This window comes from Affinirhizobium capsici (assembly GCF_977018625.1).
Genome location: NZ_CDRNXD010000004.1, coordinates 520,637 through 546,117, shown reverse-complemented (window position 1 = coordinate 546,117; position 25,481 = coordinate 520,637). Strand labels below are relative to the sequence as shown.

The 25,481-nt window shown below is 56.8% G+C and carries 28 protein-coding genes; 12 read left to right on the top strand and 16 right to left on the bottom strand.

Translation table 11 applies throughout. The features are described 5' to 3' along the window. Positions 1–28: 28 nt before the first annotated feature. Both AC0JZ1_RS06020 and AC0JZ1_RS06015 read right to left on the bottom strand, forming a co-directional pair. Positions 29–709, bottom strand: a complete 681-nt coding sequence (locus AC0JZ1_RS06020; protein ID WP_471881510.1) for a tetratricopeptide repeat protein — start codon at positions 707–709, stop codon at positions 29–31. Between the two features lie 461 nt (positions 710–1,170). Next, complete coding sequence (locus AC0JZ1_RS06015) at positions 1,171–1,584, bottom strand: type II toxin-antitoxin system PemK/MazF family toxin (RefSeq protein WP_471881509.1); 414 nt, start codon at positions 1,582–1,584, stop codon at positions 1,171–1,173. 203 nt (positions 1,585–1,787) lie between these two features. Between AC0JZ1_RS06015 and AC0JZ1_RS06010 the strand changes: the two genes are divergently transcribed. Continuing rightward, the gene (locus AC0JZ1_RS06010) at positions 1,788–2,756 is read left to right on the top strand and encodes a polysaccharide deacetylase family protein (protein WP_471881508.1); all 969 of its coding nucleotides are present in this window, start codon (positions 1,788–1,790) and stop codon (positions 2,754–2,756) included. Between the two features lie 52 nt (positions 2,757–2,808). On the opposite strand, the gene sbmA is transcribed toward AC0JZ1_RS06010, so the two are convergent. From sbmA to AC0JZ1_RS05990, 4 genes are all read right to left on the bottom strand, one after another. Next, positions 2,809–4,086: a peptide antibiotic transporter SbmA gene (gene sbmA, locus AC0JZ1_RS06005; protein WP_471881507.1), complete on the bottom strand. Its 1,278-nt coding sequence runs from the start codon at positions 4,084–4,086 to the stop codon at positions 2,809–2,811. A 138-nt stretch (positions 4,087–4,224) separates the two neighbouring features. Then, a complete protein-coding gene (locus AC0JZ1_RS06000) occupies positions 4,225–5,337 on the bottom strand; it encodes a YbfB/YjiJ family MFS transporter (protein ID WP_471881506.1) in 1,113 nt (370 codons plus the stop codon). Between the two features lie 142 nt (positions 5,338–5,479). Next, a complete protein-coding gene (gene map, locus AC0JZ1_RS05995) occupies positions 5,480–6,235 on the bottom strand; it encodes a type I methionyl aminopeptidase (protein WP_471881505.1) in 756 nt (251 codons plus the stop codon). 19 nt (positions 6,236–6,254) lie between these two features. After that, on the bottom strand, positions 6,255–7,319 hold the full coding sequence (locus tag AC0JZ1_RS05990) for an LLM class flavin-dependent oxidoreductase (protein ID WP_471881504.1): 1,065 nt from the start codon (positions 7,317–7,319) through the stop codon (positions 6,255–6,257). A gap of 40 nt (positions 7,320–7,359) precedes the next feature. Between AC0JZ1_RS05990 and AC0JZ1_RS05985 the strand changes: the two genes are divergently transcribed. The 6 genes from AC0JZ1_RS05985 to xdhC all read left to right on the top strand — a co-directional run bounded on the left by AC0JZ1_RS05985 (position 7,360) and on the right by xdhC (position 13,706). After that, a complete protein-coding gene (locus tag AC0JZ1_RS05985) occupies positions 7,360–7,611 on the top strand; it encodes a hypothetical protein (protein WP_471881503.1) in 252 nt (83 codons plus the stop codon). 88 nt (positions 7,612–7,699) lie between these two features. Further along, a complete protein-coding gene (locus AC0JZ1_RS05980; protein WP_471881502.1) occupies positions 7,700–8,197 on the top strand; it encodes an invasion associated locus B family protein in 498 nt (165 codons plus the stop codon). A gap of 94 nt (positions 8,198–8,291) precedes the next feature. Next, positions 8,292–9,068, top strand: coding sequence for a 3-hydroxybutyrate dehydrogenase (locus tag AC0JZ1_RS05975; RefSeq protein WP_471881501.1), 777 nt, complete (start codon positions 8,292–8,294; stop codon positions 9,066–9,068). Between the two features lie 21 nt (positions 9,069–9,089). After that, positions 9,090–10,562 (top strand): xanthine dehydrogenase small subunit, encoded by a 1,473-nt coding sequence (gene xdhA, locus AC0JZ1_RS05970; RefSeq protein WP_471881500.1) that lies wholly within the window; start codon positions 9,090–9,092, stop codon positions 10,560–10,562. Between the two features lie 3 nt (positions 10,563–10,565). Then, the gene (gene xdhB, locus AC0JZ1_RS05965; protein WP_471881499.1) at positions 10,566–12,902 is read left to right on the top strand and encodes a xanthine dehydrogenase molybdopterin binding subunit; all 2,337 of its coding nucleotides are present in this window, start codon (positions 10,566–10,568) and stop codon (positions 12,900–12,902) included. A 3-nt stretch (positions 12,903–12,905) separates the two neighbouring features. After that, positions 12,906–13,706, top strand: a complete 801-nt coding sequence (gene xdhC / locus AC0JZ1_RS05960) for a xanthine dehydrogenase accessory protein XdhC (protein ID WP_471881498.1) — start codon at positions 12,906–12,908, stop codon at positions 13,704–13,706. Here the strand turns inward: xdhC and AC0JZ1_RS05955 are convergent. Further along, entirely contained in the window at positions 13,687–13,932 is a 246-nt protein-coding gene (locus AC0JZ1_RS05955) for a hypothetical protein (protein ID WP_471881497.1), read from the bottom strand. The genes xdhC and AC0JZ1_RS05955 overlap by 20 nt on opposite strands. A gap of 100 nt (positions 13,933–14,032) precedes the next feature. On the opposite strand from AC0JZ1_RS05955, the gene AC0JZ1_RS05950 reads away from it, so the two are divergent. The 4 genes from AC0JZ1_RS05950 (at position 14,033) to AC0JZ1_RS05935 (ending at position 18,871) form a co-directional block, all read left to right on the top strand. Beyond that, positions 14,033–14,938 (top strand): LysR substrate-binding domain-containing protein, encoded by a 906-nt coding sequence (locus AC0JZ1_RS05950; protein WP_471881496.1) that lies wholly within the window; start codon positions 14,033–14,035, stop codon positions 14,936–14,938. A gap of 110 nt (positions 14,939–15,048) precedes the next feature. Next, on the top strand, positions 15,049–16,296 hold the full coding sequence (gene puuD / locus AC0JZ1_RS05945; RefSeq protein WP_471881495.1) for a urate hydroxylase PuuD: 1,248 nt from the start codon (positions 15,049–15,051) through the stop codon (positions 16,294–16,296). Then, positions 16,297–17,604: a guanine deaminase gene (guaD, locus tag AC0JZ1_RS05940; protein WP_471881494.1), complete on the top strand. Its 1,308-nt coding sequence runs from the start codon at positions 16,297–16,299 to the stop codon at positions 17,602–17,604. A 121-nt stretch (positions 17,605–17,725) separates the two neighbouring features. Beyond that, on the top strand, positions 17,726–18,871 hold the full coding sequence (locus AC0JZ1_RS05935; RefSeq protein WP_471881493.1) for an alpha-hydroxy acid oxidase: 1,146 nt from the start codon (positions 17,726–17,728) through the stop codon (positions 18,869–18,871). A gap of 1 nt (position 18,872) precedes the next feature. Here the strand turns inward: AC0JZ1_RS05935 and AC0JZ1_RS05930 are convergent, their stop codons facing one another. From AC0JZ1_RS05930 to AC0JZ1_RS05890, 9 genes are all read right to left on the bottom strand, one after another. Continuing rightward, complete coding sequence (locus tag AC0JZ1_RS05930; RefSeq protein WP_471881492.1) at positions 18,873–19,619, bottom strand: metallophosphoesterase family protein; 747 nt, start codon at positions 19,617–19,619, stop codon at positions 18,873–18,875. A gap of 1 nt (position 19,620) precedes the next feature. Then, on the bottom strand, positions 19,621–19,977 hold the full coding sequence (uraH, locus tag AC0JZ1_RS05925; protein WP_471881491.1) for a hydroxyisourate hydrolase: 357 nt from the start codon (positions 19,975–19,977) through the stop codon (positions 19,621–19,623). Beyond that, complete coding sequence (locus tag AC0JZ1_RS05920; protein WP_471881490.1) at positions 19,974–20,474, bottom strand: ureidoglycolate lyase; 501 nt, start codon at positions 20,472–20,474, stop codon at positions 19,974–19,976. The genes uraH and AC0JZ1_RS05920 overlap by 4 nt, the downstream gene beginning before the upstream one ends. Further along, complete coding sequence (locus AC0JZ1_RS05915; RefSeq protein WP_471881489.1) at positions 20,444–20,851, bottom strand: HepT-like ribonuclease domain-containing protein; 408 nt, start codon at positions 20,849–20,851, stop codon at positions 20,444–20,446. Before AC0JZ1_RS05915 ends, AC0JZ1_RS05920 begins: the two co-directional genes overlap by 31 nt. Then, positions 20,848–21,138, bottom strand: a complete 291-nt coding sequence (locus tag AC0JZ1_RS05910; protein ID WP_471881488.1) for a nucleotidyltransferase family protein — start codon at positions 21,136–21,138, stop codon at positions 20,848–20,850. The genes AC0JZ1_RS05915 and AC0JZ1_RS05910 overlap by 4 nt, the downstream gene beginning before the upstream one ends. Positions 21,139–21,171: 33 nt before the next feature. Next, on the bottom strand, positions 21,172–21,669 hold the full coding sequence (gene uraD / locus AC0JZ1_RS05905) for a 2-oxo-4-hydroxy-4-carboxy-5-ureidoimidazoline decarboxylase (RefSeq protein ID WP_471881487.1): 498 nt from the start codon (positions 21,667–21,669) through the stop codon (positions 21,172–21,174). 21 nt (positions 21,670–21,690) lie between these two features. Beyond that, positions 21,691–22,614: an allantoinase PuuE gene (gene puuE / locus AC0JZ1_RS05900; RefSeq protein WP_471881486.1), complete on the bottom strand. Its 924-nt coding sequence runs from the start codon at positions 22,612–22,614 to the stop codon at positions 21,691–21,693. 98 nt (positions 22,615–22,712) lie between these two features. Beyond that, the gene (locus AC0JZ1_RS05895) at positions 22,713–23,420 is read right to left on the bottom strand and encodes a DUF1045 domain-containing protein (RefSeq protein ID WP_471881485.1); all 708 of its coding nucleotides are present in this window, start codon (positions 23,418–23,420) and stop codon (positions 22,713–22,715) included. 84 nt (positions 23,421–23,504) lie between these two features. Then, positions 23,505–24,707, bottom strand: coding sequence for an NAD(P)/FAD-dependent oxidoreductase (locus AC0JZ1_RS05890; protein ID WP_471881484.1), 1,203 nt, complete (start codon positions 24,705–24,707; stop codon positions 23,505–23,507). Here AC0JZ1_RS05890 and mnmC2 point away from each other — a divergent pair. Beyond that, positions 24,706–25,422, top strand: coding sequence for a tRNA (5-methylaminomethyl-2-thiouridine)(34)-methyltransferase MnmC2 (gene mnmC2, locus AC0JZ1_RS05885; protein WP_471881483.1), 717 nt, complete (start codon positions 24,706–24,708; stop codon positions 25,420–25,422). The two genes, AC0JZ1_RS05890 and mnmC2, sit on opposite strands and share 2 nt — an antisense overlap. Positions 25,423–25,481: the final 59 nt, after the last annotated feature.

The following is a 25,481-nucleotide window of genomic DNA, read 5'->3' as shown; positions in this document are numbered from 1 at the left end:
GGCAGGCTCCTTCAGGACCTCTCAGATATCAGGACTTGGCAGCCTGTGGCGCAGAAGAGGCCAAAGTATCCAGCATGATCTGGGCGCGGTTTGCAACATTGCGCGGCGTTTGCGCATCGTTGACGATTTCTTCAAACCATTCGCGCGCCTTCGTTGTATCGCCAGCCTTCATTGCAGACAAACCCAAAGCTTCGCGGGCAGAATTACGAAGAGCATTGTTTCCGGTTGCCATGGCTTCCACCTCCGCAGAAACATCGGCATAGGAACCGTTGTCTACCAGCAGATAAGCAGCGCGGATCTTGGCAATATCACGCAAGATTGCGGGTACGGAATTATCTGCCGCCACATCGCGAAATGCCTTGATGGCACCGGCAGCGTCACCCTTCTGCGTCAACAGCGTTGCCGCTCGCATGCGGGCAAGAACCGGATAGGCACCACTGCCATCCTGTTCAAGCTTCTGAAGCGCGGCCATGGCCTCGTCTGTCTTGTTTTCCTTGGCAAGGTTCAGCGCGGCCAGAAACTGGTCGCCATATTGCGAGGCGTTGTGATTGTGCCAATATTCATAGCCACGATAACCGGCCGTTCCGAGCACGATCAACACAGCGCCGCCGATGATGAAGCCACGGTAGTTGCGCCAGACCCTTGAGATCTGTTCCGAACGCAGTTCCTCGTTCACCTCGCGAATAAAGCTGTCGTTATCCTGTGCCATGCCAAACTCCGGCCTTTCATGCGGCCTCTTTTTCCGAAAGCCTGCCTTCTAACCTATTTTTCCCAGTATGTAAGGGGGTGAGATGTGGTGGAGCGCATTCATGCGCTCCAGGAATAGATCCAGTGAATCTTTTCCAACATCGAACGCCCTGAGCAAAAGCGAAGGGCTGGGGCAAAGCCATGAGCGGTCGGGTGCAGAATGCACCCGAGCAATCGATCCAGTGAATCGATTGCAGCGACGAACGCTTCGAGCTTAAGGTGAAGGACGGGGGAGCAAAGCCGGATGCGGCGGAACACGGGAAATACCCGCACATAAAAATAAACCCCGCCTCGGAAGACGGGGTGACAATTATCTCTGCTTGTTATCGCCGGATAATCCGCCACCCGAAGGTGGACTTGAGGCGTTCACTGAATGAATCAGCAACGCAGACGAAAGTTTTATGCACGATTGACGCAATTGCGTCAATCCACCAGACCCAGAGCATCCCGCATAGCGAAAACAATTTTCTTCAATTCTTCATCCGCAAGAATGATCTCCAAATACTTCCGTTTGCCAGTCACGGGGTCTCGACGCGTATAGGGCAAACTCAGCCTGGCAAGGCCCACAGTTGCCAACATATCCGCCTTCGCCCACTTGAAACGCCCCGAGTAAGGTGGCGGCGGATCAACCGGCAATTCGACTTTGCATTGATATGCAATCCGGTTGTCAGGTGGCGTTTGACTGAGCGGAACGACAGTGCAGAGCCCATCGCGATGGGGCAGCCTGTCAGAAACGATAACGGCCAAGTGCTCCTTAACCATCTCAGGAACCCTGAAGCCTGTTGTGTAATCGCAAATGACAACGGCACCCAGTTTAGGGTGAAATTTTAGCGCCACAATTATTAAACTCAACTAATGGATGACGAAAATTCAGGAATCACCTTTAACGCGATACCATTTGTCAGTTCAATCGTGCAACCACTCCTCAATCAATTCACGATAGGAAGCGTCATTCCCGCACTGACCGCGACTTTGCCTTATTCGCCCGAGAAAAGGTGCGTCCGCGAATCCACATACAGGTAGTTCTTTTGCGCTTTATCTTGAGCACCATCGCCGCCCTCCTCCTTTCCTCCAGCCTTGGCGTGGCTGAGGAACAGCCGAAGCAATTGGTGATGATTTCGTTCGATGGGGCTGGCAGCAACCCGCTGTGGGAGCGGAGCCGTGCTCTGGCCAAGAGAACCAATGCGCATTTCACTTATTTTCTGTCCTGCACGCTGGTGATTGATCGCGCCCGCGCCAGAACCTATCAAGGCCCCGGCCAGAAGCCCGGCAAATCCAATATAGGGTTTGCACAAACGAAAGATGAGGCATTGACCCGTCTTGATCACGTCTGGCAGGCGAAACAGGAAGGCCATGAAATTGCCAGCCACACCTGCGGCCATTTCGATGGGCGGGAATGGACAAAGGCCGATTGGCAGCAGGAAATGCGCAGCTTCCGCTCCATACTGTCCTCGGCCTGGGCTGATCTTGGTGCGCCGGAAAAAGAGCCCTCCGGCTGGCGTGATTTTGTGAAGAGCGACATCAAAGGCTTTCGCGCGCCCTATCTTTCCACCAGCGACGCCTTGGAAGAAGCCGAACATGCGGAAGGCTTCACCTATGATGGCAGCGGCGTGAGCAAAGGCCCGATGCTACCGGAAAAACAGAACAAGGTGCTGATGTTCGGCCTGCCGTTGATCCCCGAGGGACCGGAGCGGCGCAATATCATCGCCATGGACTATAATCTGTTTATCCGGCATTCGGCGGGCGTGGAAAATCCATCTCGCTCGGCAGAGTTTGAAGAACGCGCTTACACCGCCTTCCGTGCTGCATTTGACAGGCAATATTCCGGCGAGCGTATTCCGCTGCAACTCGGTTTCCACTTTGTGGAAATGAACGGCGGCGCCTATTGGCGGGCTTTGGATCGGTTGGCAAGCGATGTCTGTAACAAACCAGATGTGGCCTGCGTTACCTACGGCGAGGCCATCCGCCAGCTAGCAGAGCGCGGCAAGGGTACCCCTTCCACCCTCTGATCTGAAAAGGCCGCGCACAAGGCGCGGCCTCCAAACTCTGAAATGCGATGGATCAGTAAGGCTTGTCAGCCCCGATCTCCCCATCTCTCTCTTCCCGAGCCAGATAGCGCTGATCGATATCGGGTAGCGGTTCACCATCGATAGCTGCCTCAAAGGCTTTCAGACGCTTGTGGATGGAAAGCAGTTCGATGATCGTGGTCCAGGAATTGACCAGATACTGGAACGAGTTTGAAACCTGGCCAAACGCGGTCGCGATCTGCTGGTAGATACCATAGGTGATCTTGCCCGCCACGATGGTCGGCACCAGCATGGTCAGCAGGAAGATACCATCCGCCTGAATGTAGAAATAGCGGAAAACGTTGAAATAGAGGTAATGCCAATAAAGGCGGAAATAGTTTTTCCGCACATTGCCGAACAGTTCCTTCACGGTTGGCGGCTGCGCCCGTTCCGGATTATCCTCACCGTAAACGAGTTCCTTACGATAGGCGGCTTCAACACGCTGGTTGCGGAAGTTGAGGCCTGGAAGCTTGATCCCGGCCACGGCAAGAAGCACCGTGCCAAACAGCGGCCAGATGATGGCAAGCCACATTAGCGCGTGCGGCAGTTCACCAATGATCGGCAGTTCGGAAACGTAACTGGACAGGCTGTAAAGGATCGGCAGGAAAACGATCAGCGTCATCACGGAGTTGATGAGCGTAATGCCCAGGCCTTCCAGCGTTGCTGAAAGACGCATCGTATCTTCCTGGACACGCTGGGAAGCGCCTTCGATGTGGCGCAGCTTTTCCCAATGCGACATGTAGAAGTTGTTCATCGCCGTGCGCCAGCGGAAGATATAGTGGCTGGTAAAGAAGTCCGTGAGGATCGACACGCCCATGGAGAGAAAGGCGATCTTCGCAAATACGATCTGGAGATCGTAAAAATCCCAGACATCGATGCCGGGCTTTTGTGACAGCGCGTTTTGCAGCAAATCACCAAAGGGACGGCGGAAGTTGTTGATGACCACCGTGACCTGAACACCAAAATAGGTGACGGCGATAATCAGCAAGCTGCCCCAGATCGACCACAGCTTCCACGGATGATCTTTCGCAATCACCGTCCATGTGCCGCCAAAAGCCAGAAGGCAGACGGCGAAGTAAGCATAAAACCAAACATTCGGCGGGAAGACGAAATAGCTAAGGTCAAAAGGCTCCGGTGTCCCTTCCGGGACGGTAAAGCCAAGGCTTATGCCCAGCCGCTCTACCGCAAAATACCAGCCAAGAACGCAGATCAGAGACCAGACGATCGCGGAAATGAAGAAGAATTTGGGACGAGGAAAGAATGAGTGAAACACGGAGGCGAGTTTCCTTGTGATGTTGCACAGACATCAGCGTTGATGCGATTCGGCAGAAACTATGCCAGTCCTCCTGTCGCGGCAATGCCGAAGGCAACACCTTACGCAGAGTTAAGATAGACATTGAACTCTTACGCCTCAGGGTTGTTTGTGCTTGAGCACCGGTAAAGCAAGGCAAAAAGAAACAAAGAGAACCATTGCGGCAAGGAGAGAGGCAAGCTTGAAGCTTCCAGACCATTCGGTTGCCCAGCCCGCCACCAGAGGCCCGATGATCTGCCCGGTTCCGAATGCAGCGGTCATCAGCGCCAGCGCGCGGCGCGGGCTTTCATGCGCAAGGCTGCGGGCAATTTGCAGGCCATAGGCCGTCACCGTCATGAAGGTGAGACCGAGAAGAAGTCCACCGATCAGCGTGCCAGCAATAGCAGGCAGCAGAACCGACCCCAAAACGCCCACAGCTTCAAGGATGAGGCAGATCAGATAGCATTTCACCAAGCCTAGCTTGCGCGCAAAAGGCTGCCAGAGGAAAAGGGAAAAGGCTGCCGCAATGCCGGTAACCAGCCAGGCACTCGCCTCTACGACTGCTCCTGCTGCAGCATTCCGTGCAATGGCAACGAGGAAAGTGGCCGTGACGACATAACCAAAGCCGAAAAGACCGTAGGACGCCGTTAAAAGAATGAGCGGCTTTGTCCATCTCACGGGTGGCTCATGCGCTACGGCTTGTCCCGCTGATGGGCGAGGCAGCAAAACCACAATAACCAGCAAGGTCGATGCCACCAGAATGGCGGCGGCGATCCAGTTCCAACGCCAACCATGGGCAGCATCCCCGGCCAGCAGGTTTATCGTAAATGCCAGAAGCGAAGAGAGCGCAATGCCCGCTCCCACACCACCGAAATGCAGAGCCTGCACGGCGGGTCGGCCATGCCCATAGGGCAGGACGATAGATGAGGTGAAGATCATGGCAAAGGCGCTGGCAAGCCCTGACAGAAAACGGATGAGGATGAAAAGAGGCAGAGTGCTGACTGCTGCCATGCCCGCCAGCAGAAGGGAAGTCGATGCCAATCCACTCAATGCCAGCATCCGCTCACGACCACTCGCCCAGCCTTGCGAGGCCAGCAATGCTCCTGCCAGGTAGCCCGCAAAATTACCCGCTGCGATAAAGCCTGCTTGCGAAGCAGAAAGCGGAATACCAGCCATCATCCCCGGCAAGACAGGCGTATAGAAAAACCGTCCAAAGCCCATGGCTGCGGCCATGGCCAGAGCACCAGCAAAGGCGATGGTTACTGGACTGGATATTTGCGTTCGCTGAAACATGGCCCTGTATGGCAGCCAATTCATCAAGCTTCAAATCAGCATTGAGTATGGAAGCCATGCATCTGTGTGATGTTTCGGCCTGTCACTCCGACAAGGTCAAAATTAGCGGGCCATTTCGTGTCACAACAATGGTGTGCTCAAACTGAACCGTCGGCGCACGCGGATCGCCATAGAGCGTCCAGGGGTCGCCATTGCCTGCATCTTCCGCCCATGTCGCCCCGAGGGAGAGGAACGGTTCTACAGTAAAAACCAGCCCTTCCTCCATTACGCGCGTCTCATCCGGGTCCGGCCAGGTTGGCAGTTCACCCGGCTCCTCATGCAGCGAGCGGCCAACGCCGTGGCTCGCGAGATTGGTAATCAGCGTATAGCGGTTCTTCTTGGCAAAGGCCCCGATGGAATTGCCGATATCGGCCATGGGCTTGCCGGTTTTTACCTGTTGCAGGCCGGTCCACAAGGCGCGGCGTCCATCGCGAACCAGTTTTTCGATTTCCCGCTTTACCGGCGGCACCGCGAAGGATGATCCGGTATCACCGAAAAAACCGTCCTTGACGGCGGAAACGTCGATGTTCACCAGATCACCGGCCTGAATGACGCGCGGGCCCGGAATGCCGTGCGCCACCTCTTCATTAACACTGATGCACGTTGCGCCCGGAAACTGGTAGCAAAATTCCGGCGCGGATTGCGCATCCGCATCCTCCAGAACTTTTCGCCCAATCGCGTCGAGTTCCGCCGTGGTGATGCCCGGTTCCAGCGCCTTGGCCATGGTCTCCACCGCGCGGGCGCAAATGCGCCCCACGGCCTTCAACTTGTCCAATTCATCTTCGCTGGAAACGATCATTCTCTCATCCGCCCTTATCTCAAGCGGCGGGTTTCGCCCCATCTGCCGCTGGCGTCAAGGCTTTGCGCACCAGAGGCGCAACCTTTGTGCCAAACAATTCAATGCCCCGCATGATCTGCTCATGTGGCATCAGACCGATCGCCATTTGCAGCAGGAAGCGGTCATTACCGAAAACTTTGTGGGCAGCAACGATCTTTTCCGCCACCGACTCCGGATCGCCAACGAAGAGGTTTCCGGCAGCCGAACGGGCACGATCATATTGCGCACGGTTTGTTGGCGGCCAGCCGCGTTCACGGCCCAGGCGATCCATGACGGATGCTTGCGGACCATAGAACTGATCGGCAGCAATATCGGTCGTATCGGCAATGAAGCCATGAACATTGATGCTGGTTTTCAGTTTTGCCGGGTCCTGTCCGGAACGGCGTGCAGCCTCCCGATAAAGCTCGAAGAAGGGCGCGAAACGGGCATATTCCCCACCGATGATGGCAACAGCCAGTGGCAGGCCCATGGCACCGGCGCGAGCGACGCTTTGCGGAGTGCCGCCAACAGCGATCCATACCGGCAGCCGTTCCTGAAGCGGGCGCGGATACACGCCACGGCTCTGGATGGGTGCACGCAACTCGCCTTCCCAGTTGACGATCTCATTATCGCGAAGCGTCAAAAGCAGATCGAGCTTTTCCGAAAACAGGCGATCGTAATCGTTCAAGTCATAGCCAAACAGCGGGTAGGATTCGATGAACGAACCGCGCCCCGCCATGATTTCCGCACGCCCGCCGGAAAGAAGATCAACCGTGGAAAACTGCTGGAACACCCGGATCGGATCATCAGAACTCAACACCGAAACAGCGCTCGTCAGACGAATATTCTTGGTCTTCACCGCCGCCGCGGCAAGCACCGTGGACGGAGAGGAAACGGCGTAATCTGGCCGGTGATGTTCACCAAGGCCGAAGACATCCAGCCCGACCTGATCGGCGAGTTCGATTTCTTCCAACAGGTGCTTCAACCGCACTGCTGCATCCTGCCCGCGTTGACCGCTGGCAATGGCGGGATCGACATCCGCAAAGGTATAAAGCCCGAGTTCCATGGTCTTCCATCCGTCATGTTCTGTTACACCTCAGATAGAGGTGCTGAACTACAATGCAAAGTCGAAAGTCTGGAATGACATCGCCAAGATTTTCGATGGCCTGAGGCAAATCGAATCTTTTGCCAATGCCTTAGTCGGCCTTCCGGAATCAGTTTGGCAAGGCGTTAAAGTGCTCCATGAAGCGGATCACGCCCCTCCCTCGCCTGCCACCCTCTGGAATATGAGCACGTCTCATCAACCCTTTGTGAGCCAGAACGATCAAGGGTTGATCCCACCATTAACCATTCGCTAACTCTCGGGCCGTTCAATCACACGCTGTCGCGCCCGCACCGTTTCTCGCGTTCGGGCTGTTTTCCAAATTGCATTTCCAGGAGAGTTCGATGTCCAAAAAGACATGCGCCCTAGCCATTTCCATCGCCTTGCTGTCCACCGCAGCCATGGCCAACCAGCCAAGCCGGGTACAGCAGTTCGATGCATGGGGGGTGTATTCTTATGGCAGCGGTAGTGGCAAAAGCTGCTATGTTCTCTCGGTTCCGGTAAAGCAAATGCCGGCAGGGGTCAGCCATGGCGACAACTTCTTCCTGGTTGCTCCCCAAGCTGGCAAATCCAACATGATGCCGCAGGCCATCATGGGCTATAGCGTCAAGGCCGGTTCAAATATCACAGTCAGCATTGGCAATGACAGCTTCACGCTGGTTCCGAAGGAAAATGCCGCCTGGGTGCGTGATCCGGCGCGTGAACCCGCCCTGGTGGCTGCCATGCGCGGCGGCAGCGACATGACCGTCAAGGCAACCTCCGCCCGTGGAACCAACACCAGCTACACCTACTCACTCAAAGGCATATCTGCGGCGCTGAGTGCAGTGGGCAAATGCCGCTAAAAGGCGATTTATACTAGCGATTGCCAGCCACCCTGCTTTGGGCATACCTTCCTTTTCATGCACTGCAATAGAGGCGTGAAAAGGGAGTACAGGCATGGCCAGAAGCGTCGTCGTAACAGGATCTACCAGTGGCATCGGGCTTGGAATAGCCCGTGCCTTCGCAGCCGACGGCGCGAACGTGGTGATCAACGGCTTCGGCAAGGCAGACGAGATAGAGGCGGCGCGCGCTGAGCTTGAAAAGCTGTCGGGGGTAACCGCGCTTTACCACGCCGCTGACATGACCAAGCCAGATGAGATTGAAGATCTCATTCGCACGGCAGAAAAAACTTTCGGCACGGTGGATGTTCTGGTCAACAATGCCGGCATCCAGCATGTTGCGAAGATCGAGGAATTCCCGCCGGAAAAATGGGATCAGCTGATCGCCATTCTGCTTTCCTCAGCCTTCCACACCATGCGCCACACCATTCCGCTGATGAAGAAGGCGGGCAAGGGCCGCATCATCAATGTAGCCTCTGCTCATGGACTAGTTGCATCCCCATTCAAATCTGCTTATGTGGCAGCCAAGCACGGCGTTTTGGGTTTAACCAAAACCGCCGCACTGGAATTGGCCGAATTCGGCATAACAGTGAACGCCATCTGCCCCGGCTACGTGCTGACGCCGCTCGTGGAAAAGCAAATCCCCGATACGGCCCGCGAACGTGGTATCTCGGAAGAGGCGGTCAAGACGGACGTCATGCTCCGTTTGCAGGCGACGAAGGACTTCGTCTCCATCGATGAAGTCGCCCAAACGGCGATCTTCCTCGCCAGCGACGCAGCACGACAGATCACCGGCACCCATATTTCCATCGATGGCGGCTGGACCGCTCAATAAGACCATAGGGAACATGCACGCATGACGTCTGCCATCCGCTTCATTCTCAACGGCGAGGAGGTTTCGCTGGGGGATTTCACTCCAACGGAAACCCTGCTGGATTATCTGAGGTTGAGGCGGCGGCTGACGGGCACCAAGGAAGGCTGTGCCGAGGGCGATTGCGGCGCCTGCACCGTGCTGGTGGGGCGGCTGATTGGCGGGGCGCTTCGCTATGAAAGCGTCAACGCCTGCATTCGCTTCCTCGGTTCCCTGCATGGCACCCATGTGGTGACAGTGGAGCATTTGGCGGCCAAGGATGGCAAGCTGCATCCGGTGCAGCAGGCAATGGTGGACTGTCACGGTTCGCAGTGCGGCTTCTGCACACCCGGCTTCGTCATGTCGCTTTACGGTCTCTGGATGGCAAGCGAAAAGCCCACTCGCGCTGAAATCGAGACGGCATTGCAAGGCAATCTCTGTCGCTGCACAGGCTACGAACCCATCGTAAAAGCGGCAGAACAGGTGGCGGAACAGCGCCCGAGTGCCCTCTTCGATCCGATTGAGCGCGACCGGGCCGAGGTGATGGCAAAGCTGTGGACCATCCGCGCCTCATCCGACACCATCGAGATCGAAAAAGATGGAGCACGCTCAATCATTCCCGGAACGCTGGATGCGCTGGCGGATGTGCTTGCAGCCAATCCATCCGCCATCATCGTCGCTGGCTCAACCGACGTTGGCCTTTGGGTTACCAAGCAGATGCGGCCTATCAGCGGCGTGATTTTCATCAACCACCTAACTGATCTGCAAACAATCACCGAAGACGAAACTGCCATCGTGATTGGCGCGGGCGTGACCTATTCGCAAGGCTTTGAGGTGCTGGAAGCGCGTTATCCGGCCATGGGTCGCCTGTTCGACCGGCTGGGAGGCCAGCAGGTGCGCAATATGGGCACGATTGGCGGCAACATCGCCAATGGCTCACCGATTGGCGATACTCCGCCTGCCCTCATCGCACTTGGTGCTGACCTGACATTGCGCTCTGCATCCGGCAGTCGGACGCTGCCGCTGGAGCACTATTTCATCGACTACGGCAAGCAGGACCGTCAACCCGGCGAATTCGTCGAGAAGATCACGATTCCGCATGGGGATGAGGAAGCTTTCTACGCCGTCTACAAGATCTCCAAACGCCGGGATGAGGATATCTCAGCCCTCTGTGGCGCTTTCTATCTGACCATCGATGCAGAAGGCTGCGTGGAAACCTGTCGCATCGCCTTTGGCGGCATGGCGGCTACGCCAAAACGTGCAAGCACGGTCGAGCAAGCCCTGATCGGACGGCCCTGGAGTTGGAATACGGTCGCCTCCGTTCGCGATCTCTTCGATGAAGATTACACACCGCTGACCGACTGGCGGGCGACAGCCGAGTATCGTTCAATTACCGCCAAGAATCTGCTGACACGGTTCTTCCTGGAAACCGCCGGACAGCCGCAAGAGCTTGCCCGCTTTGAGCCGGAGGAGGCTTAAGCCATGGACAACACCACCTTCGAAGCCAAGGACACGATCAACGGCCCGATGCATGTGTCGCTTCGCCACGATTCAGCCCACAAGCATGTCACCGGCACCGCCGAATATATTGATGACATGCCGGAGCCCGCAGGCACCCTGCACGCAGCGCTTGGCATGGCAGATCGTGCTCATGCGGACATCCTCTCCATCGATCTGAGCGCTGTGAAAGCAGCACCGGGCGTGGTGGATGTGATTACAGCCGCCGACATTCCGGGCCTTAATGATGTCGGCTCCACCGGCCAGCACGACGAGCCGCTGCTGGCGACGGAGAAGGTCGAGTTCCACGGCCAGCCGATTTTCGTCGTTATCGGCGAAACGCGCGATCAGGCGCGGCGGGCTGCCCGTCTGGCAAAGATAGAATATCGCGATCTGCCCCATTGGACGGATATTGATGGCGCACTGGAAAACGGCTCACCCCTGGTGGTGAAGCCCATGGTGCTGAAGCGCGGGGAACCGGAAACGGAAATCGAAAATTCCCCGCTGCGCATCCAGGCCCACATGTATATCGGCGGGCAGGAGCACTTCTATCTGGAAGGACAGATTGCCCTCGCCATCCCCGGCGAGGATGAGGATATCACCGTCTGGTCCTCTACCCAGCATCCCAGCGAAGTGCAGCACATGGTGGCCCATGTTCTGGGCTGCGCAAACCATGCGGTGACCATCAACACGCGGCGCATGGGCGGCGGTTTTGGCGGCAAGGAAACGCAGGGCAACCACTTCGCCTGCCTGGCTGCCGTGGCCGCCAAGAAGCTGAACCGCGCCGTCAAATTCCGCCCGGACCGCGACGAAGACATGATGGTGACGGGCAAGCGGCATGACTTCCGCGTCGATTACGACCTCGCCTTCGACGAGGAAGGCCGCATCCATGCGGTGGATGCCACCTATGCCGCCCGTTGCGGCTTCTCGGCAGATCTATCCGGCCCTGTGACGGATCGCGCCCTCTTCCATGCCGATTCCAGCTATTTCTATCCGCATGTGCATTTGACCTCGAAGCCGCTGAAAACGCACACCTGCTCCAACACGGCCTTTCGCGGATTTGGCGGCCCACAGGGGATGCTCGGCGCGGAACGCTTCATAGAAGAGATCGCCTATGCCGTGGGCAAGGACCCACTGGATGTCCGCAAGCTGAATTTCTACGGACAGCAAGGTTCCGGCCGCACGCTGACGCCCTATCATCAGGAGGTTGAGGATAATATCATCCTCAAGCTGGTGGAAGAGCTTGAAACCTCCAGTGACTACCGCGCGCGCCGTCAGGCCATCGTCGAGTTTAACGAGAACAGCCCTGTCATTCGCAAGGGCATCGCCCTGACCCCGGTGAAGTTCGGCATCTCTTTCACCATGACTGCCTATAATCAGGCTGGCGCGCTCGTGCATATCTATCAGGATGGTTCGATCCATCTGAACCACGGCGGCACGGAAATGGGCCAGGGCCTTTATACCAAGGTGGCGCAGGTGGTGGCCGATGCCTTCAACGTGGATATCGAGCGGGTGAAGATTACCGCCACGACCACAGGCAAGGTGCCGAATACATCCGCCACGGCGGCCTCTTCCGGTTCCGATCTGAACGGTATGGCGGCGCTCGATGCGGCTCGCCAATTGAAGGAGCGGCTGATCGATTTTGCCTGTCGCCAGTGGAAGGTGGAGAAAGATCAGGTGGAGTTCCTGCCCAACCGTGTGCGGGTGGGCGAGGATATTGTACCTTTTGAGACGCTGGTTCGCGCCGCCTATTACGACCGTGTGCAGCTTTCCGCCACCGGCTTCTACAAAACGCCGAAGATTCACTGGGATCGTGCCGCAGGCAAAGGCAGGCCATTCTTTTATTTCGCTTATGGTGCCGCTTGCTCTGAAGTCTCCATCGATACGCTGACGGGTGAATATCTGGTGGACCGCACAGATATTCTGCACGATGTCGGCAAATCTTTGAATCCGGCCATCGATATCGGCCAGGTGGAAGGTGCCTTCGTGCAGGGCATGGGCTGGCTCACCACCGAAGAATTGTGGTGGGATGCCAAGGGGCGTCTTCGCACGCACGCTCCCTCCACCTACAAAATCCCGCTGGCCTCCGACCGGCCAAAGATCTTCAACGTGAAACTGGCGGAATGGTCTGAGAACCGGGAAGCAACCATTGGCCGCTCCAAAGCTGTTGGCGAGCCTCCATTCATGCTCGGCATCTCGGTGTTCGAAGCGCTCTCCATGGCTGTTGCGTCCATTGCCGATTACACCGTCTGCCCACGCCTTGATGCACCCGCAACGCCTGAACGCGTGCTGATGGCCGTGGAGCGCCTGAAGGCGATGTGAGGGTTGATTACCGCCTTCCTCACCCGCAACCCCGCCGCCATCCTCGTCACCGTCGCGAGCGTGAAAGGCTCGACGCCGCGTGAGGCGGGGGCGTTCATGTTGGTTTCCGAAGCGGAATGCTTCGGTACCATCGGCGGCGGCGCGCTGGAATTCATGGCGATAGACAATGCGCGAGCGCTGCTGAAGGGAAGCGGGCAGACGCAAATGGATGTGGCTCTCGGACCGGAAATAGGCCAATGCTGCGGTGGCCGAACAATCCTCACCTTCCAGCAAGTGACGCAGGAGGTGGCCGCTGACTTGGAGTCACGGCTTGCCGCTGAGTCCGCCACCCTTCCCAGAGTCACCCTGTTTGGTGCCGGCCATGTGGGCAAAGCTTTGGCAGCAGCACTTCTGCCCCTGCCCTTTCACGTCACCGTGGTGGAAACGCGGCGAGAGGAATTGGAAGGCCTGCCAAGCGGCGTGGAGACAAAGCACATCGCCATGCCCGAAGCGCTGGTGAAAGGCCTGCCACGAACGAGCGCTGTTCTCATCCTCACCCACGATCACGCGCTCGATTTCCTGATTGCGAAGGAAGCGCTTGCCCGCAATGATCTTGCCTATATCGGCATGATAGGTTCGCAAACGAAGCGCGCTACGTTCAAGAACTGGCTGGCGCGGGAAACATCCGGCCAAATTTCGGATGAACGGCTTGTGCTGCCGGTTGGTGGCAACACCGTGCGAGATAAGCGCCCCGCAGTGATTGCCGCTCTGGTGGCCGCAGAGCTACTGATCACTTACGCAAACCTCACAGCCCACGCCCCATGAAGGTTTTGCGTGCCGCATCCAAAGCGGTTTCCTGCCGTGGCTTTGCGCGCTCGTAACGGCCTTCGATCATGCCGATATCGCTTAAATCGCGCTTGCTCATGCCTTCTGGATCAAGCTGGTTGATGACTGGTGCCGCAGCTTTAGCACGGTTGACAGAAAAAATAGACGCAAGACGGCGCGGCAGGCGGATCAGGTTTATCCGCCAGTTCAATTGAAAACTGGACATTTTTGGGCTCGTTTATCTGTGTTTGTGAGGATGATCGTGCTACTGATAGCCCGCACAATCCAATCGAATTATACGCTACATGCATAAAGAGAACTGATCCATGAAAATGTCCCGACAGTTCCCGCTCAATGCGCTGCGCGTGTTTGAGGCAGTAGCGAGGCATGGAAGTTTCACTAAAGCAGGCGAGGAACTGGGCCTGACCCAGACGGCTGTGAGCTATCAGGTGAAACTGCTGGAAGATACGATTGGCGAACAACTCTTCCTGCGCCGCCCGCGCAAGATTGCGCTCACCGATGCGGGATCAAGGCTCGCCCCCAAGGTCTCTGAAGCATTTGAGACGCTGCGAGAGGCCGTGGCTGACATGCGCAATGCCGCCGATGGTACGTTGACAATCAATTCCAGCTCCACCTTTGCCAGCCAATGGCTGGCCCGGCATCTCGGCAGCTTTCAGGTCAAAAATCCCGGCCTCGCAGTGCGGCTGGAGCATTCGCAAGATCTGATCGATTTCAGCCGCAGTGAAGCTGATCTTGCCATCCGTTCCGGTCGCGGCAACTGGCCGGGATTGAAAGTTCATTTCCTCATGCGCAACCATTTCACACCCATGCTGAGCCCGCGTCTTGCTGAAAGCATTGGCGGTGTTCACTCCCCGCTCGATCTCCTGAAACTGCGCATCATTGATGCGGGCGATCCTTGGTGGATGATATGGTTCAACGCTGCGGGTCATACTGATGTTTCGCTTCAGGATCAGCCCCGCAACCGGCTGGGCGCCCAGGCCATTGAAGCTGCCGCGGCTATCGCGGGCCAAGGTGTTGCTATCCTGAGGCCAGAATTCTATGCGGAAGATGTCGCGCTCGGTCGCCTGATCCAGCCCTTCGATCTCACCTGCGAAGATGGCTCGCATTACTGGCTGGTCTATCCCGAAGCCCGGCGAAATTCGGCTAAAATCAGAGCGTTTCGCGAGTTTCTGCGGGAGGCGCTGCCGGAGTTCGATCAGCCGGTTATTTAGGAAACACTGGAAAGTTCAGCGAAGCCCGTTTCTTCCGGCCCTTTCCGCTTTCCTTCATCCGCGAATTTTCGCAAACTGTGATGTCGGGGAATGAATCGGGAATTCCGCATATGTATGAATACGCCATAGCCTGGGAATGGCTGAGCTTCGCCGTGCGCTGGCTGCACGTGATTACCGCCATTGCCTGGATCGGCTCCTCCTTTTATTTCATTGCGCTGGATCTCGGGCTCGTGAAGCGCCCGCATCTGCCCGTCGGTGCCTATGGCGAGGAATGGCAGGTTCATGGCGGCGGATTCTACCACATCCAGAAATATCTGGTGGCACCGGCCCAGATGCCGGAGCACCTGACATGGTTCAAATGGGAAAGCTATATGACATGGCTTTCCGGCTTCCTGATGCTCTGCGTGGTCTATTACGGCGGGGCTGACCTTTTCCTGATCGATCACAGCGTGCTGCCGCTGGCAGCCTGGCAGGCGATCCTCCTGTCGCTCGCCTCACTCTGTATCGGCTGGATTATCTACGACCTGCTGTGCAAATCACCCATCGGGGAGAACACCTGGGGGCTGATGGCGCTGCTTTATGTGGTGCTGGTTGCCATGGCCTGGGGCTATACGCAGATTTTTACCGGCCGCGCCGCCTTCCTGCATCTCGGCGCATTCACCGCGACGATCATGTCCGCCAACGTGTTCTTCATCATCATTCCAAACCAGAAGATCGTGGTGGCCGATCTGATTGCAGGCCGCACACCGGACCCGAAATATGGCCGCATCGCCAAGCAGCGCTCACTACACAACAACTATCTGACGCTGCCCGTCATTTTCTTCATGCTGTCGAACCACTATCCGCTGGCCTTCGGCACCCAGTTCAACTGGGTCATTGCTTCGCTGGTTTTCCTGATGGGCGTCACCATCCGTCACTGGTTCAACACCACCCATGCCCGCAAAGGCAAACCCACCTGGACATGGCTTGTCACGGTGCTGATCTTCATTCTCATCATGTGGCTTTCAACCGTGCCCAAGGTGCTGACGGGCGAGACGGAAACTGCTTCCGCACTGTCTCCCACGCAACAACGCTTCGTTGCGGATGCCCATTTCGGCCAGGCTAAGGAAATCGTGCAAGGCCGCTGTTCCATGTGCCATGCGGCGGAACCGGTTTGGGATGGCATCAGCTTTGCGCCGAAAGGCGTGAAATTTGAAACCGATGTAGAAATTGCACGTCACGCCCATGAGATCTACATACAGGCCGGGCGCAGCCATGCCATGCCGCCTGGAAACATCACCGAGATCACGCCGCAGGAGCGCAAGCTTCTGACGGCCTGGTATGAAAGCGCCGTTCGTGGCGCCGGAGCAATGCAATAAATGACTTCTCTTCTCCTTCGCGGGCGGCTGCTCTCTTTCCATCGCGCGCCTGAAAGCCTCACCGATACCTCAAGCTATCTCTATGAAGAGGATGGCGGGCTTCTGGTTCAGGATGGGCGCATTGCCAAGGCTGGCTCTTACGCCGATGTGAAGGCCGCTGCACCGGAAGGCGTCGCGGAAGTCGATCATCGCCCGCACCTCATCCTGCCGGGCCTTATCGACACCCATGTGCATTTCCCGCAAATGCAGGTGATTGCATCTTACGCCGCCAACCTCTTGGAATGGCTGAATACCTATACGTTCCCGGAAGAATGCCGCTTTGTGGAAACGGCCCATGCGGAACGCATCGCGGGTCACTTTTATGATGAGTTCCTGCGGCAGGGCACGACGACGGTTGCCGCTTACTGCTCCGTTCACAAGGCCTCTGCCGATGCATTCTTCGGCGAGGCCATGAAGCGGAACATGCTGATGGTCGGCGGCAAGGTGATGATGGATCGCCACGCCCCGCAGGGCCTGCTCGATACGCCACAGCTTGGCTATGATGAGACGCGCGCGGTCATCGAACAATGGCATGGCAAGGGGCGAAACCACGTCGCCATCACGCCGCGCTTTGCCATCACTTCCACACCGGAACAGATGAGCGCAACGCAAACCCTGGCGCAGGAATTTCCAGACCTGCATATCCAGACGCATCTTTCGGAGAACCACGAGGAAATCCGCTTCACCTGCGAGCTTTACCCGGAAGCCAAGGATTACACCGATATCTATGCGCGCTATGGGCTTCTGGGCACAAAGACCCTGCTCGGCCACGCCATCCACCTGTCTGACCGCGAGGCGGATGTGCTTTCCGAAACGGGTGCCGTTGCAGTTCACTGCCCCACATCCAACCTTTTCCTCGGCTCCGGCCTCTTCCCGCTGAAAGCCATAACCCGGCGTGAAAAGCCGGTCCGCGTGGGCGTTGCCACCGATATCGGCGGCGGCTCCAGCTATTCCATGTTCAAGACGCTGGATGAGGCCTACAAGATCCAGCAATTGCTGGGCGAGCGCCTCAACCCGCTCGATAGCTTCTACCTTATGACGCGTGGCAATGCGGAAGCGCTTTCGCTGGCAGATCGGATCGGAACGCTTGAAGAAGGCACGGATGCCGATATCGTGGTGCTGAACGCTGGCGCAACCCCTGCCATGCGCCTTCGCATGGGAACGGTCAACACACTGGCCGAGGAGCTTTTCCTGCTGCAAACACTGGGCGATGATCGCTCCGTGGTGGAAACCTATGTGGCTGGAGAGCCTAGGAAGCCCACGGCCTGAACCTCATTCGGAAAACGACATCTGCCGCGACAAGAACGCAACCCCTGTCGGGTACTTTCCGCTTCCGTTTGCGGTCTCTTATGATAGTTGTTGAACAACTATTCGGAGGACGAGACGTTTCATGACTGCCCCATTGACGATTGCTGATTTGAAGGCGCTGGCTCGCCGTCGCGTGCCGAAAATGTTTTTCGATTATGCCGATAGCGGCTCCTGGACTGAGGGAACCTATCGCGCCAACGAGGAAGATTTCGCTGCTATCAAGCTGCGTCAGCGGGTGCTGGTGGACATGACCAACCGCTCGCTCAAGAGCGAGATGATCGGCCAGCCGGTTTCCATGCCCGTTGCCCTTGCTCCAACTGGCATGACCGGAATGCAGCATGCGGATGGCGAGATGCTGGCGGCCAAGGCAGCGGAAGAATTTGGCGTGCCATTTACGCTCTCGACAATGAGCATCTGCTCCATTGAGGACGTCGCTTCGGTCACGGCGAAACCATTCTGGTTCCAGCTGTATGTAATGAAGGACAGGGCTTTTATCGAGAGCCTGATAGAGAGAGCCAAGCGCGCCAATTGCTCTGCGCTCGTGATCACTGCCGATCTTCAGATACTTGGACAGCGCCACAAGGATTTGCGCAACGGCTTATCCGCGCCGCCGAAGTTCACGCCAAAGCACATCTGGCAAATGGCAACGCGTCCGCAATGGTGCCTGGATATGGCGCGCACGAAGCGTCGCGGTTTTGGCAACATTGTGGGACATGCCAAAAACGTGTCCGATCTCTCCTCGCTCAGCTCCTGGACCGCGGAACAGTTCGATCCGCGCCTGTCCTGGAAAGATGTGGAATGGATCAAGGATCGCTGGAACGGCAAGCTCATCATCAAGGGCATTCTGGATGAAGAAGATGCCCGTGCCGCTGCCGATACCGGGGCAGACGCCATCATCGTCTCCAACCATGGCGGTCGTCAGCTGGATGGCGCGCCTTCTGCCATTAGTATGTTACCGAAGATCGTTTCGGCCGTCGGCGACCGTATCGAGGTACATCTGGATAGTGGCATACGTTCGGGGCAGGATGTGCTGAAGGCCGTCGCATTGGGTGCAAAGGGCACCTATATCGGTCGCCCCTTCCTGTATGGCCTTGGCGCCATGGGCAAGGAAGGTGTTGAGCTGGCGCTCAACATCATTCGCAAGGAAATGGATATCACCATGGCGCTCTGCGGCAAACGGGATATTCAGAGCGTGGACCGGAATATTATCGCCCACTGCCCATACTGAATCAATCAAGCCAGCCCGTTGCCAGCCCCGCTGCCCAGGTGGGGCGGCCATTCTGTTCAGCAAGGCGTGACTGGCTCATATGATCGTATGGCACCAGCCGGAAGGTAATGTCCCATATGCCGTTCTTCGTCTCGCAAATGGCATAGGAGGCGTGAGGTGTTCCGGTTTCCACCTGGTGATAATAAGGCATGTCATCATCATAGACCGGACAGCCAACACTGCCGGGATTGACGATGATGCGGCCATCACGCAACCGAACCGCTCTTGGAAGATGGCTATGGCCGCAGAGCATCAGCGACTGCTTGATCCCTTCCGCAAGCCGCTCAATGTCCGCCCGCGGCTTCAGGCACACCGCACCATCAGGCTTTACAATTTCCAGCCAGTACGCCTGATCGTCATGCGGGTTGGCGTGACAGGCGAAAACATCGTCATGCCAGACAAGGGATGGAGGAAGGGATTTGAGCCAGTCCAGATGCTCATCCGTCAGTTGGCTATAAGCATCTGCTTCCCAGCTGTGCATTTCACCCAGTGAATGTTCCACGAGATAGCGGTCGTGATTGCCGCGCACGGTGGGCAGGTCGAGCGATAGAAGCAGCTCTGCCGTGCGTCCCGCCTCCAGAGGGCCGGAGAGACAGTCTCCCAGGTTGACGATGAAGTTTGTCGGTATTCCCTGCTGCCCGATATCGAGAAGCACGGCCTCCAATGCCGCACAGTTTCCGTGAATGTCGGCAATGGCGGCGAAACGCATGTCAGCTCCCGCGATAGGTGGAATAGCCATAGGGCGAAATCAGGAGCGGCACGTGATAATGCCCGCTCTCATCAGCAATACCGAAGCGAATGGGAATAACATCGAGAAAGGCGGGATCGGCAAGTGCCACACCGCTTTGTCTCAGATAATCTCCTGCATGAAACACCAACTCATAAGTTCCCTTGCAAAAGCTTTCGCCAATCAGAATCGGCCCGCCATCCACGCGGCCATCGCTATTGGTTGTGACGCTTTTCACATGAGATCGTGTTTCTCCATCCAACTTGTAAAGATCGATCACCAATCCTTCGGCAGGTTTGCCAGAGGCAGTATCGAGAACATGGGTGGTCAATCCGGTCATATGGTTGGCTCACTGATGCTGTAGGGTTCAGAAAAGAAATATTCCTCGAGATTGTTCCCTGGTCCATCGCGATCGACAATCAGAAAATCGCTTGGATCACCTATCGTCATCAGCGGATGGTGCCAGACATTGCGCCGATAATTCACGCCCTGATCGCCGCGTGCGAGAAACACCTGCGGCTCTGCGGGTTTGCCATCCACATCCTCGGATACGACGACAAGATAAGGCCGCCCGCTCAATGGCGAAAAACTCTGACTGCCAAATGGGTGGCGCTCCATCATGCCAAGCGCGTAGGGAAACGGGCGGGGCTGGCCGCGGAAGATATTGAGAATGACGCGAGCGCCCTCACCTACAACTTCGGCCTCGGCCAGTGCATGAAACCGCTCGGTATTGCCGCCATTGATCAGCTTCATGCGGGCGCGATCTGCCTCAATAACCTGACCGAATGGCTCGAATGCGGCTTGTGTCAGTGGACGGACAGAGAGGGTTTTCGGCATTTTAGATTATTCACCTTGGGCATGAATGTGGCGCAGAGCGTGAAGTTGCGAGAGGGGTGAGGTAAATCCTCTTTCACTGTTTTCCAAACTACATCGAATTCTAGTTCGAAGTAGTCATCTGCGACGAGATTCCGCGTCGCCTTGATTTTCATCCAGGGAATGTTCGGATGCTCATCTGTGATGTGAGGGTCTGATTTTATAGCGCGAGTAACCGCCTCACCCAAGATGACCAGAGCCATGGAAACCGCCATCTGAGTTCTGGTTTCCCTCAGAAAAAATTGGGGTTTTTCTATTCCGTCCAGAAAACTGATGGCCTGCCCAGTCGCTTCTTGCATTTGTTCGAGAAGTTCCAGCAATTTGCTGCGCTCAAAGCTCATATGGCAATCGCCTCGGCAAGCACACGATCCTTCACCTTGGGCCGCAACCCTTTACTGGTTGCAAGATCGACGCGCATCTGAAGTAGCGTCTCCAAATCATGTTGAAGACCGCCTAGATCAAAGAGGGTCGTTTCCTCCAGCGTATCGACTAAAATATCGAGGTCGCTATCGTCTCGGTCATCGCCACGTGCAACTGAGCCGAACACGCGCGGATTGGCGACATGGTGCTGAACCACCAGCCTACGGATCAGTTCTCTGTTCTTTTCCAGCACTTCCGATGGGCGCATGTTGAACTCCTGTCGGACAATTCTAACCCATCCTCATGCGGAAGGCAGCAGGTTTTCCAGTCGCAGGAGAGCAATACGTTCCACCTGCCCGCAGGCAGTCGCGAACTCATCTTCGCGGCTATTGTTCACGCGCTTTTCGAAGGCACCGAGGATGTCGTCCTTGTTCAGCCCCTTGACGGCGATGATGAAGGGAAAGCCGAATTTTTGCGTATAGGCATCATTCAGTTCGGTGAAGCGGGCGTGCTCCTCGGGGCTCAGGCGGTCGAGCCCCGCTCCTGCCTGCTCCTTGCGGCTTTCCTCCGTCAACCCGCCAGCAATGGCAAGTTTGCCCGCGAGATCGGGATGCGAGCGTAGCACGCTCAACCGCTCTTCTTCACTGGCAACGCGAAAGACTGCAACCAAAGCGGCATGCACACGCTGCACATTCAGCTTCTCCCCGCGCACCATGTCGTCGTCATAGGCACGCTCTGCAACGAACGGCGAATGCTCGAAAACGCCGCCGAAACGGTCAATAAATTCCTGTCTTTGCATGATCAGCCTGTTTTCTTGAAGTTAGGTTGGGTCCGGCTTGTGATGCTCATGCCAGTGGCGGGCAATCTCGATACGCCGGGGTATCCAAACCTTCTTGTGCTCAAGCACATATTCCATGAAGCGCCGAAGCGCGGCGATACGGCCCGGACGCCCGACAAGGCGGCAATGAAGGCCAACGGACATCATTTTCGGCGCACCTTCCTTGCCTTCCTGGTAAAGCGTGTCGAACGTGTCCTTCAGGTAAGTATAGAACTGGTCTCCCGAATTGAAACCCTGAGGCGTGGCGAAACGCATGTCATTGGCTTCAAGCGTATAGGGGATGATGAGGAAGGGTTTGCCATTCACACCCTTGACCCAATAGGGCAGATCATCGGCATAGCTATCGGAAGAATAAAGGAAACCACCTTCCTCCTGCACCAGCCGCAAGGTGTTAATGGAAGGCTTGCCCTGGTACATCCCATAGGGACGCTCACCCGCAACTTGGGTATGCAGCCGAACTGCATCAAGGATATGCTGACGCTCCAGCTCTTCCGGGTAATCCTTGTATTCGTGCCAGCGGTAACCGTGGCTGGCGATTTCCCAGCCAGCCTCGTTCATGGCGGCAACGGCATCCGGGTTGCGCATCATGGCAAGCGTAACGCCATAGACCGTACACGGAACCTGAAGCTCGGTGAACAAGCGATGCAAGCGCCAGAAGCCAGCCCGAGAACCGTATTCATAGATGCTTTCCATGTTGAGGTTGCGCTGGCCGGGCCATGCGGGTCCGCCGACAATTTCCGAAAGCAGGTTCTCAGAGGCTGGATCGCCATCCAGAATACAACTTTCCCCGCCTTCTTCGTAGTTGATGACGAATTGCACGGCGATGCGTGCACCGCCTGGCCATTTGGGATCTGGGATGTTGCGGCCATAGCCGACAAGATCTCGGGGATAAGCGTCATCAACCATCGAAAATCACCTCTGAAACAGGGACTAGACGGTAGCATTCAGCCATCAAATGTCGAGTGTTTCTAATGCATTGCACAATGCATTTTTCTAACTGGCAATCACGCAATCCGACGCGCAGAAACGCTGCCCAGTGGATGAAGGGAATGCACAAGGAAGGGCGCGCCGGGTTCGGTCTCAACGAAGAGCGCAAGATTGGCGAGATGCTGGCGACGCTGGAGGATGGGTTCAAAATACCGCTTCAAGACAGCCTCGAAACGAGGAATTTCAGCCGCTCCAACAGGTCCCGTCAGTGTCATGTGAAATCGGAACTCGTCCATGACGTGCGGATGGCCAAAGCGGTGCAGGTTGGCAAATTGCGATACTGAAAGCCTTTCAGTATCCACGCGCTCCAATTCAGCTTCCGACATCGGCGCCCGAAAGCTGTCAAAATGCATGACAACGGCTGCTGCCAGGTGGGTGAGTTCAGCGCAGGGAATAGAGGGAGCGAGTGCGAAACGATTGCCCAGACGCACGACTTCAAGCGGTGGCAAGGAAATCGGCTGGTATTGCCCGGTGAAGTGCATCATCTGTCGCAGAAGCATGGCTTCGGACACACCCTCGACCAATCGAAACGGTGGCTTCAACGTGCCATGGAAACCGTAGCGTCTGGGAACTGCGGTATTAAACGCTATTTCATGCAAGCCAAGCTCGCGAATGAAGGGAAGCTCCATCGCCTCACCGGAAAATGCATTACGGCCAAGCCATTGAGACGCCGCAATCGTCAGAGGATCAGCAGCAGAAGGCGTAAAATTGATGGCATAGCGCATGCGTAACCTCCAGAGGTTCCGACCCCCTTTGGCAAGCGATCTACGCGATTCCTGTGACAGCTTAACGACGCGGCAATGTAGTTACTACGTCGATTTTGCAACCTTAAGATGGCTTTCAAGCCAGTAGTTTTCAGGCACGGTAATTTCTGCCCCACTGAAGGGCGCGAGCACTGCGTCTGCCAGGCGATGCGCGAGCCCAAACGATACTTTAAAGCCGCCCGTCGAAGCCAGCACACGCGGCGCATCCGGGTGCGGCCCAATCATTGGATCACGATCAACAGCCTTGGGCCTCAGCCCCGCCCACCGTTCCACCACTGGGCTGGAGCCAAGTTCCGGGCTGATCTCGCGAGCTTTATCGATCACCCTGTCCAGCAAGGTATCCGTCTCGAAAGGGTGCTCGAATTCCTCCTCGCTGGTACTACCAACAGCGACCAAACCGTCCTCATGCGGAACCACGTAGATACCGTTGAGAAACAAGACGGGGTTTGATCTATCGATGTCTGCCGCCAGTAGCGCCGCCTGCCCTTTTACCGCACGCCCGAGCGGACGCGGCAAAGCTGGACCCAATTGTTCCAGTAGCGGAAACGAGCCGACACCCGATGCGATGATGCATTGGCCAAAGGCAATCTCGGCACCGTCAGCAAGCTTCACCCGGTCCGGCATCAGCCTTGAAACGAAAGTTCCGTCCAGACGCTGGACTTCAGGTATGCCATCGCAGGCGGCAACCAGCGCCGCAGTCAAATGCCGGGGCGAAACCCGCGCGGCCAGTTGATCGTAGATAACCCCGGATGCGCAAGCCTGTGGCGAAAGCCATTGTTCATCTGCAAACGTATCCAGCACCTGCCAGGCAAAACGGCCCTTTTCCGATACCCAGCGCAAAGTCGCGTCTTCGCCGTTGCGCTCCGCTATGGGCCGCAAATGCGGCTTTGGCAGCGGGATCAGACGGCCGGAACGGGCATAACCGCAGCTCAAACCCGTTTCCAGCTCCAGCCGCTTCACCTCGTGTTCAAGGTCGCACAGGGCATCGAACTGAAACTGCTTCTTCGGGTTCCAGCGGTCTGGCGTATGCGGCATGAGCGCACCCAACAAGCCGCCGCTTGCGCCGGAACCGGGTTTCGACTGGTCGATGAGAAGCGTCTTCAATCCCAGACGGCCAGCCTTCAGAGCCGCCCACAACCCCATGACACCGGCACCCACGACCAGAAGATCAATGCTGCCGGGAAGGTCCACGGATTGACCAGACCTTGCCGGGGCATTATCCGCATGTTCCGAAAAAGGATGCGCCATGACGGACCCCGATAAGACACAGAGTGATGAAAACGCCTTGGAATGGCGCGAGGGCGATATGCCCTATTCCAGCCAGTTTGGCGACCACTTTTATTGTCAGACCGATGGCCGACTGGAATGTGGGCACGTGTTTCTGAACGGCAATGGCCTGCCGCCTCGCTGGCAAAAACCTGGTCTTTTTCGCATAGGCGAGTTGGGTTTCGGCACTGGCCTGAACTTCTGTGAAACATGGCGGCAATGGCAGCAGACCGCGCCAGAGGGTGCCTCTCTCCACTTCACGTCCTTCGAGCTCTATCCGATGACTGCGCAAGAGATTGACCGCGCCCTCTCCCATTGGCCGGAAATTGACGAGCAGCGTCAAGCGCTGGTCACGCAATGGCCGGCAGAGCGGAGCGGCACAATTACACTCAAGCTGACCGACCGCGTGACGCTCACTGTGGTCTGCGGCAAGGCCGAGGAACTGGTGCCGCAAGCTGCCGAGCCATTTGACGCGTGGTTCCTCGATGGCTTTGCGCCATCGCGTAATCCGGATATGTGGTCGCTGGAATTGATGCAGGCGGTGTACAACCAAACCAAACCCGAAGGCAGTTTCGCCACCTATGCCGCTGCGGGCTTCGTGCGTCGCAACCTGCAGGCAGCAGGATTTCCAGTCGAGCGCCGTCCGGGTTTTGCCGGTAAACGGGAAATGCTGTGCGGCGTGAAGCAGACGCCTTAGATTGTTTATTTCCGTTTGTCGGTCAGGGAAACCGCCTTCCACTCTTCCCTGACAGACTC